This window comes from Bdellovibrio sp. ZAP7, assembly GCF_006874645.1.
Classification (GTDB): Bacteria; Bdellovibrionota; Bdellovibrionia; order Bdellovibrionales; family Bdellovibrionaceae; genus Bdellovibrio.
The window spans coordinates 2,202,048-2,220,673 of sequence record NZ_CP030082.1 but is presented as its reverse complement, the minus strand read 5'-3'; the positions used below and the strand labels follow the sequence as shown (position 1 = coordinate 2,220,673).

The 18,626-nt window shown below is 42.3% G+C and carries 20 protein-coding genes; 17 read left to right on the top strand and 3 right to left on the bottom strand.

The window, feature by feature from the left end; genetic code table 11:
• Nucleotides 1-15 precede the first annotated feature (15 nt).
• From DOM22_RS10785 to DOM22_RS10715, 14 genes are all read left to right on the top strand, one after another.
• Nucleotides 16-288 (top strand): hypothetical protein, encoded by a 273-nt coding sequence (locus tag DOM22_RS10785; RefSeq protein WP_142700359.1) that lies wholly within the window; start codon nt 16-18, stop codon nt 286-288.
• A gap of 103 nt (nt 289-391) precedes the next feature.
• The gene (locus tag DOM22_RS10780) at nt 392-658 is read left to right on the top strand and encodes a hypothetical protein (RefSeq protein ID WP_142700358.1); all 267 of its coding nucleotides are present in this window, start codon (nt 392-394) and stop codon (nt 656-658) included.
• 339 nt (nt 659-997) lie between these two features.
• Nucleotides 998-4,912, top strand: a complete 3,915-nt coding sequence (locus DOM22_RS10775; RefSeq protein WP_142700357.1) for an RHS repeat domain-containing protein — start codon at nt 998-1,000, stop codon at nt 4,910-4,912.
• 18 nt (nt 4,913-4,930) lie between these two features.
• Nucleotides 4,931-5,986, top strand: coding sequence for a hypothetical protein (locus DOM22_RS10770; protein ID WP_142700356.1), 1,056 nt, complete (start codon nt 4,931-4,933; stop codon nt 5,984-5,986).
• 315 nt (nt 5,987-6,301) lie between these two features.
• On the top strand, nt 6,302-7,321 hold the full coding sequence (locus DOM22_RS10765; RefSeq protein WP_142700355.1) for a hypothetical protein: 1,020 nt from the start codon (nt 6,302-6,304) through the stop codon (nt 7,319-7,321).
• 659 nt (nt 7,322-7,980) lie between these two features.
• Nucleotides 7,981-8,433 (top strand): hypothetical protein, encoded by a 453-nt coding sequence (locus DOM22_RS10755; protein WP_142700353.1) that lies wholly within the window; start codon nt 7,981-7,983, stop codon nt 8,431-8,433.
• A 164-nt stretch (nt 8,434-8,597) separates the two neighbouring features.
• A complete protein-coding gene (locus tag DOM22_RS10750) occupies nt 8,598-8,981 on the top strand; it encodes a hypothetical protein (RefSeq protein WP_142700352.1) in 384 nt (127 codons plus the stop codon).
• A gap of 2 nt (nt 8,982-8,983) precedes the next feature.
• Nucleotides 8,984-9,268: a hypothetical protein gene (locus tag DOM22_RS10745; RefSeq protein WP_142700351.1), complete on the top strand. Its 285-nt coding sequence runs from the start codon at nt 8,984-8,986 to the stop codon at nt 9,266-9,268.
• A 16-nt stretch (nt 9,269-9,284) separates the two neighbouring features.
• On the top strand, nt 9,285-9,668 hold the full coding sequence (locus DOM22_RS10740) for a hypothetical protein (RefSeq protein WP_210415613.1): 384 nt from the start codon (nt 9,285-9,287) through the stop codon (nt 9,666-9,668).
• A gap of 223 nt (nt 9,669-9,891) precedes the next feature.
• Nucleotides 9,892-10,458, top strand: a complete 567-nt coding sequence (locus DOM22_RS10735; protein ID WP_142700349.1) for a hypothetical protein — start codon at nt 9,892-9,894, stop codon at nt 10,456-10,458.
• Between the two features lie 2 nt (nt 10,459-10,460).
• Nucleotides 10,461-10,748: a hypothetical protein gene (locus DOM22_RS10730; RefSeq protein WP_142700348.1), complete on the top strand. Its 288-nt coding sequence runs from the start codon at nt 10,461-10,463 to the stop codon at nt 10,746-10,748.
• 362 nt (nt 10,749-11,110) lie between these two features.
• Entirely contained in the window at nt 11,111-11,599 is a 489-nt protein-coding gene (locus DOM22_RS10725) for a hypothetical protein (RefSeq protein WP_210415612.1), read from the top strand.
• A 199-nt stretch (nt 11,600-11,798) separates the two neighbouring features.
• Nucleotides 11,799-12,473, top strand: a complete 675-nt coding sequence (locus DOM22_RS10720) for a hypothetical protein (protein ID WP_142700344.1) — start codon at nt 11,799-11,801, stop codon at nt 12,471-12,473.
• 40 nt (nt 12,474-12,513) lie between these two features.
• Nucleotides 12,514-13,086: an iron-containing redox enzyme family protein gene (locus tag DOM22_RS10715; protein WP_142700343.1), complete on the top strand. Its 573-nt coding sequence runs from the start codon at nt 12,514-12,516 to the stop codon at nt 13,084-13,086.
• Between the two features lie 2 nt (nt 13,087-13,088).
• Here DOM22_RS10715 and DOM22_RS10710 read toward each other — a convergent pair whose 3' ends face one another.
• Complete coding sequence (locus tag DOM22_RS10710) at nt 13,089-13,739, bottom strand: hypothetical protein (protein ID WP_142700340.1); 651 nt, start codon at nt 13,737-13,739, stop codon at nt 13,089-13,091.
• 211 nt (nt 13,740-13,950) lie between these two features.
• Here DOM22_RS10710 and DOM22_RS10705 point away from each other — a divergent pair, with 211 nt between their 5' ends.
• The 3 genes from DOM22_RS10705 to DOM22_RS10695 are packed head-to-tail and all read left to right on the top strand — an operon-like array spanning nt 13,951 to nt 15,969.
• Nucleotides 13,951-14,700: a TIGR02147 family protein gene (locus DOM22_RS10705; RefSeq protein ID WP_142700339.1), complete on the top strand. Its 750-nt coding sequence runs from the start codon at nt 13,951-13,953 to the stop codon at nt 14,698-14,700.
• Nucleotides 14,700-15,365: a hypothetical protein gene (locus DOM22_RS10700; RefSeq protein WP_142700338.1), complete on the top strand. Its 666-nt coding sequence runs from the start codon at nt 14,700-14,702 to the stop codon at nt 15,363-15,365. The genes DOM22_RS10705 and DOM22_RS10700 overlap by 1 nt, the downstream gene beginning before the upstream one ends.
• Nucleotides 15,343-15,969 (top strand): hypothetical protein, encoded by a 627-nt coding sequence (locus DOM22_RS10695; RefSeq protein WP_142700337.1) that lies wholly within the window; start codon nt 15,343-15,345, stop codon nt 15,967-15,969. The genes DOM22_RS10700 and DOM22_RS10695 overlap by 23 nt, the downstream gene beginning before the upstream one ends.
• A gap of 11 nt (nt 15,970-15,980) precedes the next feature.
• Here the strand turns inward: DOM22_RS10695 and DOM22_RS10690 are convergent, their stop codons facing one another.
• Together DOM22_RS10690 and DOM22_RS10685 are read right to left on the bottom strand one after the other, a co-directional pair.
• Entirely contained in the window at nt 15,981-16,973 is a 993-nt protein-coding gene (locus tag DOM22_RS10690; RefSeq protein ID WP_246845587.1) for a PAS domain-containing protein, read from the bottom strand.
• Nucleotides 16,974-17,071: 98 nt separating this feature from the next.
• Entirely contained in the window at nt 17,072-18,424 is a 1,353-nt protein-coding gene (locus tag DOM22_RS10685; protein ID WP_142700336.1) for a trypsin-like serine protease, read from the bottom strand.
• Nucleotides 18,425-18,626: the final 202 nt, after the last annotated feature.

Below are 18,626 nucleotides of genomic sequence, written 5' to 3'. Positions count from 1 at the left end.
TTTCAGGAGTGATGTATGAAGTTCGAAGGCGTCGTTAGCAATATTCTATTGTCTGATTGGGATCCGATTGGCGTTAGAGATAATCCTCATGCGTCAGCAGAGTATGATTGCTATGCACTTAGAGTGGTAGGGATGCTTCATAATGGTGCAAATAGCGGCACGATAGCTGAGTATTTAATGTCAGTCGAAAAGGATGAGCTAGAGGTAAAAGTTGATGATCGTAAAGCGAAGATGGTTGCAGAGAAAATATTGAATGATTTTCAAAAAAGGAAATCTGGTAGAATCTAAAGTTCCTGGTTTGTCTTTTCCTTCTTTTGTCTTTCGCCGCTGTTTTATTTGAATCTACTTAGTCTCTTAAGTTTCAAAGCACCCTCATCGCGGAGGGTGCTTAATGAAATCATTCATTGTTCTATTTATTTTCATATCACTTACATTTTTAGTCACAGACGCAGCTCTTGCTCGTGATGCTGTTGAAATGGGCGTATCTGCTCAAATCTATTTTCTTCGAATTGGTGTTGCAACTGTCGGAATTGTTATCACGATTGCCGGAATACTGTATTCCTTTGGGCTCGGCATTGGGGGCGGACACTGCTTACTAATGGGGATAGGGGCGGCGATTCTGAAGATCTTTTCATCTATTATTGGCACCTCTCTGTGAGTTTGTGAAAGCAACTGCTTTGTTGTCGCACTCGAATCTGTCCTCGACGTACCAAGGTGTACGCCTGTGGTAACTTCATCTACTCCGCCTCGAATCTTGCCTAATTTGAACATCGCGAATAATTAAAGAAGCTTCTATATCGGAAAAAGAATCTGTCTGAACCAGAAACCGGGTGGCCCGGCCTTCATGGCAACGCCATCACCAACAAATTCTTATTTTTAAATTTAGGAAACAGATCAAGAGATCTTGTTTGATTTTCCAGTGCGTCACGATTTAAATAAAACAAAATAATATTTGTTTAGTCAGAATTGCTGCTTCACACTTTTTGTTGAGGTGGTAATGAAAGTCCTATTTCTATTCGTAGTGTTGTTCTCGATATCTCTAAAATCTTTTGCAGACCCAACCTGCGAACAAGCCAGGGCTGATGATTTGGCGCTTTTGAATTTGGCTTGTAGTCAAAATGCAGGATGCTATGAACAAGGTACTCCAGGATGGAATACCATAATTTGCTATTCTTACTCTGGAATTGCTGCTGTGGAGCACCAGCCCGAACAAGACAGATATGAATGCGTGCGAACTGTTCGCACACGGAAATGGGAAAATGATGAACAGATCATGGACGTATCAGAAGATTCGGTCATCGGTGGCACCGTTCGTCGATGCTTAAACCAGCCGCCACCACCTCGTCCAAAACCTGATAGCCCACCGGGGGCAGGTGGAGGCCCTGGAGCTTCCGGAGGCGCGGGTGGTCCCGGAGATTGTAGTGGTGCTTGCTGTCCGTCGAATCCTGGCGGTCCAAATAGTCCATTAGTTAAATCAGGCTCAATTGTTACTGTAGAATCTAGAGCATTGGGTGAGATTTTGCCGATTATTGGCTCGAATCAATCTTTATATTATTATTCAGCACATCAAGCAGGTAGAGCTTCCGACTATATAATAGAAATTCCACTTTCAGGTGCGACTCCTAGATCCTATGTGACTTCTTTTACTGTAGAAGCTAGAAGGGGCGGTACTCTAGTAAATTCTGCTACTTTTTCAAATGTGGCAAATCAAACTTACACATATAATTGGAACGGACTCGATTCACTGGGTAGTCCAGTCGATACTTCAACTTTCGAAGTTACGGTTAAAGAGACCTCACCAAGCGGTACCTTTTCAATCGGATATAAATATATTCTCGGGCATTGGAATGTCTTTAAATTAGGCCTTGGTGGTTGGGTCCCCACTAGTCTTACATCATATGATGTACAAGCGAAAAGGCTTTATTACGCAAATGGCGAGTTCCGTAAAGTAACAGCAATACCCTATGGTACGTCGCAACTGTATGTAGCTGAAGGGAATGGATCAAGAGTATATATATTTGATTCTAATGGGAGACATGTTCAAACTAAAACGAGTCTTTTGGGAACAACTATTCAAGCCTTTGCCTATGATTCAAGTGGACGTCTGAGTTCGATTACAGAGCCGTTCGGTAAAGTAACAACTTTCAATCGTAATTTCTCGGGAGCTCTTACATCCGTCACTGCCCCGAACAGTCAGGTATCGAATGTTAGTCTTGATTCAAATGGATACTTAAGTTCACTTACAAATCCAAATTCTGAAACTTACAGCGTTACTTATAATGCTTTTGGTTTGATGCAGACATTTACAAAGCCGAATACCGAAGTGAATACTTTTACTTTTGATTCTAACGGATATTTGATTAAGGACTCCCATTCAGGTGGATATTTCTTTGATCTGATTCGAACCTTGAATGATGCCCATGACTGGGATGTTCAGCATCTGACGGTCATGGGGAGATCGACTCAGGTACTTACAAAGTACTCTGATGAGAACTCATCGCAAACTGTTAACAATCCGGACGGATCGGTATACACATCAACTTTCTACACGGACGGAAACAATACACAAAAGAGTATCAATAGTGGTGGGTATTCATTGCAGTTTAATGCTGCAAATGATCCTCAACTGGGCAGTTCAGCAAAATCCCTCGGGCAAATGATTGTGACGCCAAGTGGTGGTGGGGCAGCAACCTATTACGACTTCACAGATTCCGTGACTTTATCCAACCCGGCGGATCCATTCTCCGTGACGGCCGCGACGAAATCAGCCGGAATTAGTGGAACAAACACGTTGATCACCACATCGTTTGATCCAGTAACAAAAAAGTTTTCTTCGAGTTCCTATATGGGAAAAACATCTGAACGCACTATAGACACGTACGAGCGTACTGTTGGATTTAAGGTTGGAAGCCTAAATGCAACGAGTTTGATCTATACGAATGAAAATCTCACGTCGATGGTTCAGGGGACTAGAACGACGACTTTAGGCTATAACACGCTCGGATTGCTACAGAGTGTGACAAATCCACTTTCACAAACAACTGGATATACTTATAACTCAGCAAATAGAATTGCTACCAAAGTATTCCCTGATAGTCGTGTGGTAAACTACGGCTATGACGGAGTTGGAAATTTAACAAGTTTAACTCCTCCAAGTAGACCCGTGCACGGTTTTTCTATCAATGCACATGGTTTGGTTGGTAGTTATCAGCCCCCAACTCTGAGTGGTGTTTCAACTGTTAATACCACTTACACGTACAACCTTGATAAACAGGTTACAAATATTAGTCGTCCAGACGGTGGCTATGTTTCTTTTAATTACAATTCATCAACAGGTGTTCTTGAGAGTCTCGATACGCCTGCGGGAAATTATCCATTTTACTTTGACGTTGTGACTGGTTTGCCGAACTCGATTACTACACCATCGAATATCGCAATCAACGCAAGCTATGTCGGCACAAACATGGCATGGATCGGGACGAATGTTAGCGGAACTTCAATTGGCGCCTATAGCAAAGTCTTTGGAGTCAATGAGCGTGTTGATTCTGATTCGGTCCAAAGCGGCGGTGCTGGCTCAACCACTTCACCGATCTCTTACCTTTACAATAACGACGCTGAACTCAGTAAAGCCGGTGACGTAAACATCACGTATCACGTTCCAAATGGTTACATCACGGGAACCACAATGGGCACGGGTACCACAGGTTTCACCGATACATACACTTATAACACGTATGGAGAAGTGACTGGCTATCAAGCAAAACGCGGAACGGCGATAATTTATGATCTGACACTTACTCGTGATGGCATGGGACGTATCAGTGGAAAATCACAAACAATGAATTCCACGACCAATGCTTATGTTTATAATTTCGATAGTTCAGGAAGATTGGATCAAGTAACTAAGAACTCGGTTGTGGCAAGCAACTACAGTTACGATTCAAATTCTAATCGCATTTCGGGAAATGTCGGCGCACAAACCACAACGGCCACTTATGACGATCAAGACCGCTTACTCACGTACAACACGCTGTCGTTCACTTATAATGCGAACGGGGACTTGTTAACAAAAACGAACTCAACGACAAGTCAGACCACGTCTTACACGTATGATGTTTTTGGTAACCTCACTCAAGTTGTTCTTCCTGGCGCAACTCCCACAACCATCACGTATGAAATCGACGGCCTAAACCGTAGAGTTGGCAAAAAAGTTGGAAGTACAGTTCAGCGCCGATTTGTATACATGGATCAGTACCGTATTGCTGCAGAATTAAACTCTGCAGGCACAATCACAAAGCGTTTCATCTATGGTTCAAAATCAAATATCCCAGATTACATGATCGCATCAGGCGTGAAGTATAGAATCATTTCCGATCACCTAGGTTCGCCTAGATTGGTAGTGAAGCAATCAGACGGAACAATTACTCAGCGCATGGATCATGATGAGTTTGGACGTGTGATCGAAGATACAAACCCGGGATTTACGCCCTTTGGTTTTGCTGGTGGGGTATATGACTATCAAACGGGGATCGTTAGATTCGGTGCGCGCGACTACGATCCAGAGTATGGTCGCTGGACATCCAAAGATCCAATAATATTTAAAGGTGGAGATTCAAATTTATTCGGTTATGTGATTAATGATCCAGTAAATTTAATCGATATCACTGGTTTACAATCTGTCATACCTCGGCCGATGCCTCCCGCGGGAAGCTGGGGGTGGCCTACTGATCAGGGGCCATTTGATCTTGATGACTGGTGCTATTTCCCGGATAAAAACTATTGCTCTTCTGCTTTTGGTTCAGATTATCGACCACCAGTTCAGAGCCCTGTTCCTCCAGGATGTGCAGTGAGTCCTGTCACGTGCAATTGGCCACCTCCGCAACCTCCAGGAAATATGTGTCCAATTAAGTAATTGTATATAGAATTGTTCATGAATATGTTTAGACTATTGGCGATTATTTTAATTCAAATCTGCGTTTGCATAGATGCGAGCGCAGTTAGTAAGATTTCGGAAGCAAATAAAGAATTTTGCTCTGGAAGCATAGATTCTTTCAATTTTATTCTAAATCTTGATATAGCCGATCCTACCAATTTGCCTATATATCTAAACGCATTACAATCCGATAAAATCGTGGATCAAATCCTGGAAAGATATTCAAAAGTTAATTTAGAAGGAATTTCTGAGCCAGAAAAAGTTGTTGTCGCATCAGCTAAAGCGCGAAGCAGCCTAAGGTTCCCTAATGATGTTTTAAGTATTCTAAACTTTAAATCCAAATCAAATATGGTGGAGGGGTTACGGCGCGCGCTTCTTCAGAGTCTAAGAATTAAGAGCCCTGGAAAAACAGAAGTGGAAAATTTTAAGGATGTATTGAGTGCTCTTGGTTATTTTGACCCATCGATTTTCTCACAGATGATTGATGCGGATGTAGTGGCGGGCAGTCGCGAATCTTTAGCGGCTGAGTATGTCGATAAAGTTGAAGGGTTGAGTGACGAAGATCCATATAAACTCTATCTTTTGAGTAAGCTTGATATTTTAAGAGTTGCAAAAGATCGTGCGACGTCAAGTGATGTTAGCTTGAGTGTTTTTAAGGGATTCGAATCCGCATATCAAAAATGTCCATTCAATCAAGAGTTTGTGATAGTTTTTGCTCAACAATTGATAGCTCAAAAAAAATATTTAGAAGCAAAGCCAGTCCTGGAGCGGACAATCAGTACCAGAAAATATGTGTCACCGTATGTTAACTTATTTCTTTTAGTTTCCGCTACTGAGTTGGACGACAGAATTGTATTTGAGAGAGAAGCAAAGCGGGTGGAAGATCGGCAAAGTTGGTATAGTCAGGAAGAGCTGTTGCAGATTAAAAATATTAAGAGCAAACACGCCGCTTCGGAATTTTCTTTTTTCGAAAATTTGATCTGGTTGGTGGTTGTCGTGGTTCTGATTGTATTCTCATTTATGATCTTCAGACGGAAGTCTGAAAAACAATAAATGCCTGGAACTTATTAAAGTACTTGTTGGAAATGATGACGATTGAACTCGGCGTTTTTAACACGCCACTTCTGAGCTTCTCCTAAGCATGAAGTAGTCCGGATAAAAGAGTGGACTATAAAATCTTTTTCCACAGGAATGTGGCGAGCTTCCATGTTAGTCCGCCATATTCCTTGAGGTTCTTTATGACGATCTGTCCGCCGATGGTTTTAGTGAGAAAATCAGCGGCGATCCTTGTTGCGTCCTCAGCTGTCTTGTTAAGAAGTATATGATTAATCAACCGTCGCACCTTTCGGGACAATAATGGAGACTATTATGGGAAAAATACTGAAGTGCTTAGTTTTGGTAGCAACATCGCTGTTTCCGATAATCTCGTTAGCAGTCACGGCTAATCGCGAAGCTCTTGACGATAAAATACTGGAAAAGTATGTGCCCGAGTTTCTTAAGAAGGAACCAGATACAAACTCGATTCAGAGTCTAGATGATGGCATTCAGGTTTCAACGTACAATATTAAACTCGACGGGAATAAAACGGAGTATATTGTATTACAATATTTCGACAGATTGGATCGATGCGCGTTTAGAGTTCTGAAGAAAGAACGAAATACTTTTTCTCTCACTCAAGAAACAGTTCAACAGTATCCGACAAGCCTCAATGGTTGTTTTGAAGTCGAGCAGAAAGATCTAGATCAGGATGGCAAACCCGAATTAGTTGTCTCAACGTCTTTTGGGAGAGAAGTGGGAATTCCTTCAATTTTAAGATGGAATGGTCGTCAACTGGTGGAAATTACTCCGGTTGAAAACAAAAGTGGAAAATTGGTCAAAAAGTTTCGTCAAATGACGGTTTCAGCAAAGCCGATTGGTAAAAAGCTACTGATTGTAGATGTAGATCCTAATGATAAATTTGCAAAAAAGCGTATTTATCTTAAAGAAGGAGATAGTATTAAGCTGGTTGGGGAATACGATATGGTATCGTTCATTCCAGTGGGCAGCGAAGTAACATTTAATCCTGAGTTCCCGCTAGATGGCGAGTACACTCTTGAGGCGAATGTATTGAGTAATCATGATCGTGCGGTTCGAGCTCAAATTTCTGTCAATGGTAGTAAAGTTCTTAACTCCCAGGATTTCTGTGTAGGGACGCAGCCTGATAAGAAAGATAAAGAAAAGTGGGCAGGTCGAGACGATGACGATGATGCAGATATTGATCGTTGTAAGCGTTGTAAGTCCAAAAAAGACGTTTATGCCACAGTAAACTTGAAACAGAAAAATGAAATTAAAGTTACTGTCTATGGGAAAAAGGATTCGGTTGTTCGGGTAACTTTGGTAAAAAAATAGGCCAAAAGTTAAAGAAGAGAAGGAGAGATTCATCTCTTCTTTTTTATACGTAATCGTTGATCATTGTTGTACTGCGCTTGAGGGGCAGTATCGAAATAATCCATTGAAGCTTTGTGAGGATTTAGCGAAAAAGAAAGCTTTGGACCCATTTGAGCTTCAGTGCTTTCGGTCGACGTATAAATTAGAAAAAAAGAATTAACTAAAAGGTCGGGATATTGCCATCTCTTTTGTTTGCAAGACCTGTCCAAATTGACCTTGCTTCAGGCTATTGAGGCGTTATCTCTGGTATGACAGGAGTAAGGTCATCGATGCAAAATTGATATGTATTTCCCTGAATGGTCTTTACGCCAACGATCGTGTCTTTAAACGAAAAAAGAAGATTGGGATCATCATCGGGATCTAATTTACATGTGACCGGACTAAACTTTTCGATTCGTCTAAAGATTTCCCACTTAGTATCGATCATGCCTTTAGTGTGGTCATAGCTTTCATAAGCACGTTTGGTTTTGTCAAATGTGACGATGTTCGAGGCTATTACAAGAGCGAACCAAAACAGATTAAGAATAATAAATTTTTTTTGCATGGGGAAATCGTACCAAAGCGTCCAGTTCAAAAACAAGAAGTATCTATAAACAAAGTATAGTTGTATAACTTAAGGCATGGGAATTCATGCGATACTCACTATAGTCATTTTCTTTGTAGGTAATGTTGGGTGGTCTAAATCCAAATGCTCTACGGAAAGAATCATAGAAATTGATAGCATCTTTAGTAAGACCAAAATATCCTTAGGTGACATTTATCACTACTACAAACAAATCGATTCTTGTAATGCGATGGATGGTGGGGTTGCCGAAGGCTATCAAGAAAAATCCAATCGGCTTTTAGCTGAGCAGTGGGATCAAGTCCTTTTGGCGAAAGAGCTTAAAGATTCTGGCTTCAGAAAATCTTTACTTCTTATGGTTAATGATGGTTCCACGAATACAGTCTTTAATGAAATCTGTGCAAACGCTAAAAATAAGTGTCCTCAAAAGCAATCCTTCTGCAAAGAGGTTCTTAATGAGTGTAGGCGAACGGAAGACTACATAAAGAAGTTGCAAGGGATCGAACAGTAGTAACGTGATCTAGACTAAGAAAATATCAAAGTACTTGCGCATTGGAGCTGGTCGACACAATGGGCGCAAGGTTTTAAGAGTGCCAGGTAAGTCTGTTGACCGGTTGGGGAAAGTCGGCATTAAGAAATCTAAAACGGGACACATTATTTATGGGACATAGGGAAATGGTAGAAATTGAGAAGGCTAACTTAGTTGAAGCAGTTAAAAAACTCATATTCGAACAAATAGAGTTTAAAAAATTTGGTGTCGCGAAGATATGTAAAATTGAGCAAAATGATCAGTTATTGTTGATTGATATTGGTGAAACTAAGGTTGTGCTTCTGGACGACGGACAGCTTGAGATTTACGGACCGATATATAATTGCTATATTGAACGCTTGGATTATTCGTCAATTGACGAAGCAATCTCTAAGCTTAGATACCACCTGGAATACATTGAAAGTCATTATGATGAATTGCTTGTAAAACCATTTTTGAACGAGCCGATTTTCGATGTTTGGCTAAGGAAGATAAAGTCTGTATTTAAGTTTTGGCGCGTTGAGAAGTGATAATGAGCTTAAAAACAATTTCTGAAAGTTTGCCAAATGGATTTCACGATTGCCAAATTCTTCAATTTGATTTTGAAATGGTTCTCAACCGAGTAAGTAATCGTTTGGATATTTGGATGCATGAAGCCGCCGTAAAATCTCCAGCTTTTCTAGGCTTCATCGACGGTCCTGGTGATCTCAAGATTTTGTCGTCCTATGTGCGAAAGGACGATGTTGATTATGAAGTTCCTACCCAAGATGGCCGCAAGGTTACAGTATGTGCAGGTCAGGTCTCAGTGATTTTTTAGTGAGAAAGTAGTTGATATGCCTTGGACGGTGGATTTCGTATTATATGGTTCTTATGTGAATATTGCTCTTGGAGGAATAAGTATAGTTTTGCTTATTGGCGTGATGTTTATTAAGCCTAAAAATATGCGCAAACTTAAATACCTGGATCGTTTGAAAGTTTCCCTGGTCGAACTTCCACATGAAAAAGAAATCTTTGCCGAGCAATATCCGAAGCTAAAATTAAATAGAACTCTAACGAGAACCTTAGTTGGAGTTCTTATATTAAACTGCATTATCGCTACGGTTATATATTTGATTGCGCAAGTTCCGGTAGTGATGAAGCCTTGTGCTCAAATAAATGTATCCAGTGATGTTGGAGTGAATAGAAAGTGTGGAAAATTCGATGCACATAGCGAATGAACCACGTTTAGTTTTTGTTTTATTCCTGATTAGCCTTTTGACGATGGCAATGTCATTACCGGGGTGGATTAAGGGACGCCATCGCGGGTTTAACATTCCATTTTTTGGAAAACAAAAGATCCAGAAAAAGTTGAGTTCTTTAGGCGTCTTGAAGTGGGTGCGTCCGGTGAGTTTTAAAGTCTCTAGTTGAATCGATCTGTTTTTACCGGGAGATGGAAATTAAATGAAATTTCTGAGTTTTGTCTTTTCTGTTTTGATTTTTCCGCAGACTTTATTAGCCTTGGAAATTGAGGATCTGGCTGGATGTGAAAGTGATCGCGACTGCGTGATAGTCGATACTCATTGTTATCGCGTTAAGGCTATAAGTAACTCAAATATTCAAAAGCATAAAGACTACATGTCTCATACCAAGATGCGGTGTGAATTGGGAATTAAGCCGCAATGGAAAGAATATTACAGAGCAGTTTGTGAAAACAAATCCTGTAAAGCGGTAGATATTAATTCTGTCCGGAAGGATAAAGTTCCTGCTGAGATTATTAAAGTCTGCTTTGACAATGGTGGACGGGTTGCTGACAGGCACGAAGACTATAACTTCAGTGACGTTTGGGATCGACGTCCTAATGCTCAGTTGCTCTTAGCTTGTAGGGATTCAGATAATTCTTGGTATTTGTTCTGCGAGCGTGGCGGATATGCCCCAAGAAAGACGCAATACAGTTTTGAGCAAGACCAGTCCGGAAAATGGAATATGAAAACCATTAAAGGCGAACCTCGAGAATATTGTAAGGAGTAGAAATGCCGAACTTTGAAAAAGCAGCGAAAGTGCAAGTGTGGCTATTGTATGGACCGTTTTTGATTCCGTTAGTTCTAATGCTGATTCATCCGGTCGGTGTACTGGGATTTGTCGGTGCCTGGTTTGTTATTAAATCAAAAGTCAGTTCAAAATTGAGATCAAAGAAATTGATTGAATGGGGCTCGGCATCCATGAGTTCTAAAGAAAGAGTTTCCTACAGAATTGGTTGGGGAGTAATTGGCCTAGCGCTTACGATTTGTATATTGCTGAAGTTCTTGGATGGTAAATAATGAAAATATCTAAAAACCATCGAATTTTTGTGAAGCAGTCCTTTGTAATATGGGCTGCACTGTGGATTCCATTTGTGGTGGTGGGATTGTGGATGGTACGGGAGATTTTGGGGCCAGGGATTCTTTTAATTGGGATGCTCGCCGTTGTTACATTCTGTATAGCTCTAGTTTATTTTCTTCTATCTATTCTAGCGGATAAACTTTTTGGATATCGATTCAAGTGGTGGATGGTCTGTGTATTCTTAGTCATTTTGTCTATAACACTCTTAATAAATTTGAAAAATTAGGCATATCTTTGCCAAAAAAGATTCGAATCATAAAAAAGTTGTAATGGACACCAAAAGAAGATCAAACGATAGCTGATGTATGAAGCTGTAAGGATTTTAAACTTGAAGAACTACTTTTATATTCTATTAGTGACAATTGCTGTATATTGCCCAACATCTTATGGACATTGTGATTCTAAAAAAGCAGATCCGGTTTTAGGGTGGTTTAGAATTACGAATATTGAAGATTTACAAATCAGTTGTTTAAAAGACGGTGCGTCACTGAAGGATCGTCAGACTATCGCGATAAAAGTAACAGGTTGTAGAGTGACGCTGCAGAGAACAGAGGTAAATACCAAAAGTGACTACGTAATTTATTTGAAGGATAGTCGATGTCATAAAAAAGTGGGTGATAAAGTTAAGTTATCCCTGGAGTCGAGCGACAATGTTTGCTGCGCTCGAAAAGAAGCAAAGTTAGTTCAAGAAGGTTGGGCAGGATGTAGGCTGCCCTCTGATGAAGCAAAGCTGAAAAAAGATCCCCTAGAGGTTATCTGTAATGAACGTATTGAATGGCTGGTGAAGTGATAAAAATTCAATAGTACTCGTAGGATTTATAAAAGCCTTTAGTCCATAACCCCACAGCAAACGCTCCTAGATCCTTTTGTCTCCACCTGTCCCCAAATCAATCTCTAAGGACAGTTTTCCACCCGCATTTAACATAACTATAAACAAATAAGACGCTAGTAAACTAATCTGTGCTTGTCGCATAACAGGGGAGCGCCTAGTGCAGTATGAGTTTCACGTTTTAAACGGACGTTTCAACGACGCTCAATTAACGAATCGCTATGAGCAAGCGTACGAGACCTTTAAATCCACATGGAGCGAGGAGTTTTCCTCGATCAAAGGGCAAGCCATGGTCATGCCCTCCAACGATTTCACACGCCAGGATTACATCGTAGCGCTTTATAAAGACGACACCTGCGTCGCTTTAGATTGCATGCGCGAGGTTTCACTAAAAAGCTATGTCCAGACGCAGGATTCCTGGTTCCAACCCTGGCAGCAAAAGCATTTTGAAACCTTTGTGGCGCAAGGGAATGACCATGCCTTGGTGAACTCCTATTTTACCGTTCACAAAGACCACCGCAGAACCATCGAGGGCGGAAACATCAACACCGCATTTCTAACCGGCTGCCTGTCAGTGCTTTATCAAGTGCACTTAGGTTTTGATCTGATGCTGGGTATGATGAGAAACAATCGCTCGATGAATTCCTTAGGCAAAATGTGGGGCGGGGATGCGCTGGAAACAGTCACCCATAACGGTGTTCCCACGGATCTTTTCACGTTCGAAAAAGCAAAGATCATCCAAACAAGTCACAAATTTCCAAATTATGTTTTAGAGACGTTTAATTCCAATGAACTAGTTAAGAAAGGTCAGGCAAGACGTGAACGAGTTGCATAAATCTAAAGAATTTCGAGCGGTCGTAGAATATTTCAACACAATGGATTTCTCTAACCCCGAGGTTTACGCAAACTGGCTGGCGCAAACGTACCACTTTGTATCCCACTCGGTGCGTTTGATGTCCCTAAGTGCGGGCCGTCTGCCAATCGATAATCCTGTGGGCAGAAGAATGCTGGCCCATATCGGCGAAGAAAAGGGTCATCACACTGTGGCTGTTAAAGATATGGAAGCCATGGGTAAGAAAATCACGCAATACCCACCATTCGGTGTGACAAGTGCCTTCTATCAATCTCAATACTTCAAAGTGATGTTTGAACACCCATATCACCTTTTGGGCCAAATCCTAATGCTTGAGGCCTTCTCGGTTGAGGTCGGCGCAAAAATGTATGAAACAGTTAGAAAAGCCCACGGCGAAAAAGCAGCGCTGTTCGTAAAGATCCATGCTTTTGAAGACGTGGACCACGTTGAAAAAGCGGTAAAGACAATCAAATCATTCCCGCCAGAAAACGAAGCCGGTGCGACAGAGAATTTCTATCAAGCCTGCGAGATGTATTTTAATATCTTAAGAACCGTGAATGAGTGTAGCTATCAGAAGCTAGTTGCTTCTGCTTAAACCTACATAATTGAAACGCGGCGACTGGGGTCGATGGGCTCGATATAAGATGCAAACACAAACATCGTGTTTTCATGGCTCGAAATCGACTTCAGTGCGCAAGCGAAGGCATGCGTGATGCGATATTGCGCTTTTAGACGAGTTTGAGTTTCCTCGATCACATAAGACGGAATGCTGCTTAGATCCACAACCGTCGTACTTGCTTTAACTTCCAAAGTTTTTTCCACCAAAGGCTTTAAAACAGACATCGGACGGCTGAAGAGCTCCGCCGGGGTGTAAGACTCATAGTCTTCGATAGAGTAATTACCAAGTTTAAAGATCGTTTCGTTTCTGTAGAGCTGGTTTAAGCCGAAATCCAAGATCTCCCAAGCCATGTCGTTCGTTAGCCGTTCATAGACCTCGGTGGAAACAGGTTTCACGCCATGGAAGCGACAAATCATGCGAAGCTTTTCAAACTCCTCCAGGCGGACCGGAACGATTTCCATCTGCTTTATTTGGTTTTGAGTTCGCTCGATCGCTTTGGTTTGGATTTCATGACTTGCGCGAATAAATGGACTGGAAGGGGAAAATGCCGGCGTATGAATACCGCGTTCCCTAAGCACTTCAGAAAGCTTAAGGGCATTGGCTTTAAAGGACTCTACAGCATTTTCCATTGGGAGGAGATAACGCCAAATCCGCGATTTGTAAATCGATATTAGACAAATGTACGTTTGTTGAAAACAGTACGCTCCAGTCTCCAGCATATGTTGCAAGCCCCGGGGGTCTCAGTGTAAAGGATTCTTGTTCTAGGGGTGTTTCAGAAGCTGAAACACTGTTTCAAAAAGTCTATTGACCGTGGTTTAAGGGCTTTATACAACTCACTTCATGCAAACAGCACAAGAGCTATTAAAACTGGAATTTGATAAACGCCGCGAGAGAAATCCAAATTTCTCCCTCAGAGCGTTTGCCAGATATCTGGAAGTCAGCCCAGCACAGCTGTCACAGATGATGACGGGCAAACGAACCATTACGGTAAAAACCATGAAAAAAATGGGCTCCCGTTTGGATCTTTCGCCAACAGAAAAAAGCGAGATTGCCCAGGCTCTTTTAAAAGACGGCTCTCGGCAACCTCAAGAGGTTTATCGAGTGAAATTAGATCAAGATCGCTTTCACGTGATTTCAGACTGGTATCACTTCGCGATCTTAAGTCTGACCCGCATCAAGGATTCAAAGGCTGACCCTCGCTGGATAGCGCGTCGGCTGGGAATCAGTGTGGAAGAGGCCCATCAGGCTGTTCTTAGAATGGAACGCATGGGGATTCTGCAGACTAAGCCTAAGTTCAAGCAAGTAGGTAATTTGTTGGATGTGGATTCGGAAATACCTTCTGAAGCCATCCGCAAATACCACAAACAGAATTTAGACCTGGCTATCGAGAAAATAGATACAGTCGAAAACAGTCTGCGCCAGATTCAATCCATGTCGTTGCCGATCAATCCAAAAAAGATCGAGGCCTTTAAAAAGCTGATCGATGATTTCCTGGAAAATGCCTCGGACCTTTCTGGTAAGTCTGCTGGTACCGAAGTTTACAGTTTAAATGTTCAATTTGTTCCCGTTACATCCCCTTTGGAGAAATAATGAAAAATCTAAGCATCACCTTGGCAATCTTCTTATCAAGCTTACTGGTTTCCTGCGCCAGCGTTCATCCCGGCGCTATGGGGCATTCGTATGATGAACCAAATCCCATCAAAATTAACGTCAGTGCCGAAAATCTGGATTACTCTAAAAGAGACAGCTTCCAATTGATCGAAGTAACCATCGAAAACACTTCCGAAGAGTGGGTTCGTATCGAGTCGATTCGCCCACGCTTGCCAAATCCTGCAGAAAGCAAAGTCAGCGCCGTCTTAGGGCAAGACTTAGTGGACTGGGCTGAGGCAAAACAAGCTCAAGCAAAAGTCGATAAGTTAAATCAGGATATCATTCAGGCTTCATTAATGGGTGCGGGTGTATTGGCTGCAACCAGTAAAAATTCAACTGTATCTTCTTTAGGGTCTGCAGCGGCACTGGGAGGGATTGGATGGGCGGCGGTCGCAGGAATCACCGCAGACCAGCGTCACGCAAACGAAGTGATCAAAGTTCCAAGTACTCATCTGTATGCACCAGTGTCTGTCCCTGCAAAAATGTTTTTGCGCCGCTGGCTTTTGCTTAACAAACCACCGAATGCAGAGCTGACAACCCTGGTAATTGACGTGATGACTGTGGATGGTAAAAGAGGCGTATATGAAATTCCGTTATCCCGTTAGCAGTTCTATTTTGATTTTGCTTTCCGTATGTCTGGTGCAGGCGGAAGGCAATAAAGTCGGCAATGGTGGGGATGGTGTTTTTTGCAAAGGCTCGAATGAGTCCGCGCAGATCCTGGATTTCTATGAAGGGAATTTAAAACCCAATGCGAGCGAGAAAGATCCCTACGCGATAGTTGAGAAGAAGTTTACTGACCTTAAAAGTGTCGCACCAAAATTGGGTGAGCAGTATCTAAGTCGTCTCAAGGCCATCCGTTCAGAAATTGATTTTAAAGCGGGTGTTGCGCTAACAAACATCAAAGACTCTAATCACCTTTTTAAGCCAGCAGAGGCCCATTGTGAAGTGCTTCAGGTGGTGATCCGTAAACGTTCGCCATTGCCTAGTGAAAAGACATTCATTATCAGCCAGGATCTTTGGGATCGCCTGTCGCCAGTGCAACAAGCAGGAATGATTTCTCATGAAATCATCTATGAACATCTGATGAAGTTGGGGGCAACGGATTCCGTGAAAGCCAGAGCCTTTAATAGATTTGTCTTTGGCGAAAAGTACGACAGTGAAAAATTCTGGAAATTCATTCAAGGACTTGAAATTCCGATCTACCCTTAAATTATTTTATACTAAGTACGATTGCCACCCGCGATATTTATCGAGACTTTACCCACTGAGACGATTTTCCCTGCCTGATCAAAGATCGGGAAAATCGTCGAACGATAAGTTCTGGCATCGCCCTGATCATACAAAACTTCATCAAATGATAGTGGTCGTTGTGATTTCAGTACTTGATCTTCTTGGACCTGGATGACCGCATAACTTTCTGCCGTCATTAAGTTTTTCGCGTTTTGTCCCAGAAGTTGCTCTTTAGAAACATTCAAAGACTCCGCCAAGGCAGCGTTGCAGCCAGTAATGATCCCTTCGATATCTTTGATCATTAAAATAAAGGGGGCTGCATCCATAATCTGCTGCATGCGAATTTGATAGTTGCGCTCTTCAGTCACATCACGAGCCGAAGCAAATCGAACACCAAGCTCTTTATCAGCTGCCGCACTCCAACTTAGTGTGCGAAAATTACCATCTGCTGCGCGGTAGCGGTTTTCAAAGCCAATCGTGCGCAACCCCAAGTTCAGCGCATCGATATTTTTGCGAGTGGCTTCTTTGTCGTCGGGATGAATGAATTCGAAGAAGGGAGTGGTAAGTAAAACATCTTCGCTGTAACCCAATGTATTTATCAGGGAGGAGCTGACTTTTTTCAACAAGCCATCTTTCCCGGCCACGGCCATCAGGTCACTGGAAATGGAAAAAAAGCGATCCAGTGTCAGTTGCGAGCTCTCAGTTTCAGAAAGGCGCTCTAATAAAATACCGTAAACGCGTTTTGCCTTTGCTGATTCAAGATTAGAGGCATGGCAGGTTGCAATCCCAAAGCAGGCGAAGGTCGGTATCAAGACGATGAAGGCAACGAATTGGAATGTTCTGTATTGAGGTAAAAGGACGTTGCCAATTGCATACAGCGCCGCCAAAACCAACACGGCAATCAAAGAAAGCAAAGTCATTTTGTTTTGAATCTGCCAAAAATTGAAATACTCAATCGGCTTTTTCTTTTGATTTGAATCCAAGTGACCCCTCACAACGGCATTGGAGCATAATTTCAGCTCAAGTTTCAAGAACAAAACCCCAGGGATTTCTCTCTGGGGCTGTTCTGGAAAAAAACTTCTTATTTGGAATCAGCGGGAGGGTTGCACTTGATGAAAGGCATTTCTGCAGACAAGTATCCTTTCGACGTCAGGATAACGGTTTTTACCTTGTCACCACGAGCTTCAATACGAGCCTCCACCAGCTGTTGAAATACGTTGTCCCTTGTGACCATCAAAGCTAGAGGCAGTTTCCCGTCAAATTGGGTTTTCTGAAACAAGAGCAGCAGTGATGGATACTTGCCGAAGAATTTTCCTGTCTTACACATGTCTTCCACTCTGTCGTTTTCCATAAATGCCGATTCGCCGGTCGTATCATCATGAAGAACGGACAAACCTTCAATGCTTGTGTCCTCGTTTTTCGGATGAAGCTCATTGTTCTTCAGTTGGAATTCAAAAGTATAGGAATCTTCTTCCGCTGGAACGACTTTGTTTGGTAAAGATTCGCCCGTCAGTTCCTTATAGGAAGAGAGTACAAAGCGAAGGGACGGGCCCGCCAAGTTCACGATAGTCTGTGCAATACCGTCAGTGGCGCAGTTTTTATCGCCGGCCTTCGCATTCATGCCTTGATTCACGCCAACCAAGTTGATTTTGCCATCTTTTTCAAAGTACACCGGGCCGCCCGAGTCGCCGTGACAAAGACTGGTGTCGGAGGGGCTTTTGACCAAAGACAAAATCGATGACTCCGGTCTATTTGTAACCAAATAAGGAATCTCTTTGGGGTGTCCAGGAGAATCTATCGGAGCTGTGATAGCAATATCATTTAAATTCAAAGTCGCATTGCCGTTACGAAGGCGACCATCCAGCGAGGTCTCCAATTCAACGTCATTCGAGTGTGTACCAAAACCTGCGATGCGAATTTGATTCCGCGTCAACGCTTCATACTTGTCAGAGATCACTACGGCTTTATACTTCGCTGGCATCGGAGTTTTCAACTTGATCAAAGCAACGTCATATCCCTTATCGTAATGTGAAGTGCTTTGAGTTAAGCCCAAATAAATGGGATGAGCGATGGTTTTTTCGACCTTTGCAACAGGCACCGGGTTTTTCATCCACTCAGAAAAGGTGCTGGCATTCGACGGCTCTAGGATCGTGAAATTCTCTGCAGGGATAAGTGTACGTGGAGACTTTTCTTCGGTCACACAGTGCGCGGCAGTAATGATAATCGTGGGGCTTAGCAAGCTGCCTGTGCAGACGCCATTGCCTGTATGTATTAATACTGTCGTTTTTGAAATAAGGTCTTCTTCGCGGGTCAGTTCGCCATCGTAGATATTGTCACGGGCTTTAGATTTAGCCAAATTGCCATTGCCCTGGGAGTTCGTACAGGCTGTCAGTGTCATTAAAACCGAAATCACCAAAAACATGCTATTTGTCATCCCAGGTACTCCGCCAACGTGAATAAAGATTGATCAAAGGACGTAAAGTGGCGTCCCTTGATAGCCTCAAGTGCGATTTATTGACCCCTAAGGGTCTTTAATAGATCTCGGATAAGGCTAAGCAATTTACAAGCCGCATCTAAACAAAATCTCATGACAACAAGCTTTAGTTTGTTTACATGACATCTGTGGGACTTCATCT

Coding starts and splice junctions, on each gene's coding strand:
- DOM22_RS10785 (WP_142700359.1), top strand. CDS start 16: ATGAAGTTCGAAGGCGTCGTTAGCAATATTCTATTGTCTGATTGGGAT.
- DOM22_RS10780 (WP_142700358.1), top strand. CDS start 392: ATGAAATCATTCATTGTTCTATTTATTTTCATATCACTTACATTTTTA.
- DOM22_RS10775 (WP_142700357.1), top strand. CDS start 998: ATGAAAGTCCTATTTCTATTCGTAGTGTTGTTCTCGATATCTCTAAAA.
- DOM22_RS10770 (WP_142700356.1), top strand. CDS start 4,931: ATGAATATGTTTAGACTATTGGCGATTATTTTAATTCAAATCTGCGTT.
- DOM22_RS10765 (WP_142700355.1), top strand. CDS start 6,302: ATGGGAAAAATACTGAAGTGCTTAGTTTTGGTAGCAACATCGCTGTTT.
- DOM22_RS10755 (WP_142700353.1), top strand. CDS start 7,981: ATGGGAATTCATGCGATACTCACTATAGTCATTTTCTTTGTAGGTAAT.
- DOM22_RS10750 (WP_142700352.1), top strand. CDS start 8,598: ATGGTAGAAATTGAGAAGGCTAACTTAGTTGAAGCAGTTAAAAAACTC.
- DOM22_RS10745 (WP_142700351.1), top strand. CDS start 8,984: ATGAGCTTAAAAACAATTTCTGAAAGTTTGCCAAATGGATTTCACGAT.
- DOM22_RS10740 (WP_210415613.1), top strand. CDS start 9,285: ATGCCTTGGACGGTGGATTTCGTATTATATGGTTCTTATGTGAATATT.
- DOM22_RS10735 (WP_142700349.1), top strand. CDS start 9,892: ATGAAATTTCTGAGTTTTGTCTTTTCTGTTTTGATTTTTCCGCAGACT.
- DOM22_RS10730 (WP_142700348.1), top strand. CDS start 10,461: ATGCCGAACTTTGAAAAAGCAGCGAAAGTGCAAGTGTGGCTATTGTAT.
- DOM22_RS10725 (WP_210415612.1), top strand. CDS start 11,111: ATGTATGAAGCTGTAAGGATTTTAAACTTGAAGAACTACTTTTATATT.
- DOM22_RS10715 (WP_142700343.1), top strand. CDS start 12,514: ATGGATTTCTCTAACCCCGAGGTTTACGCAAACTGGCTGGCGCAAACG.
- DOM22_RS10710 (WP_142700340.1), bottom strand. CDS start 13,739: ATGGAAAATGCTGTAGAGTCCTTTAAAGCCAATGCCCTTAAGCTTTCT.
- DOM22_RS10705 (WP_142700339.1), top strand. CDS start 13,951: ATGCAAACAGCACAAGAGCTATTAAAACTGGAATTTGATAAACGCCGC.
- DOM22_RS10700 (WP_142700338.1), top strand. CDS start 14,700: ATGAAAAATCTAAGCATCACCTTGGCAATCTTCTTATCAAGCTTACTG.
- DOM22_RS10695 (WP_142700337.1), top strand. CDS start 15,343: ATGAAATTCCGTTATCCCGTTAGCAGTTCTATTTTGATTTTGCTTTCC.
- DOM22_RS10685 (WP_142700336.1), bottom strand. CDS start 18,424: ATGACAAATAGCATGTTTTTGGTGATTTCGGTTTTAATGACACTGACA.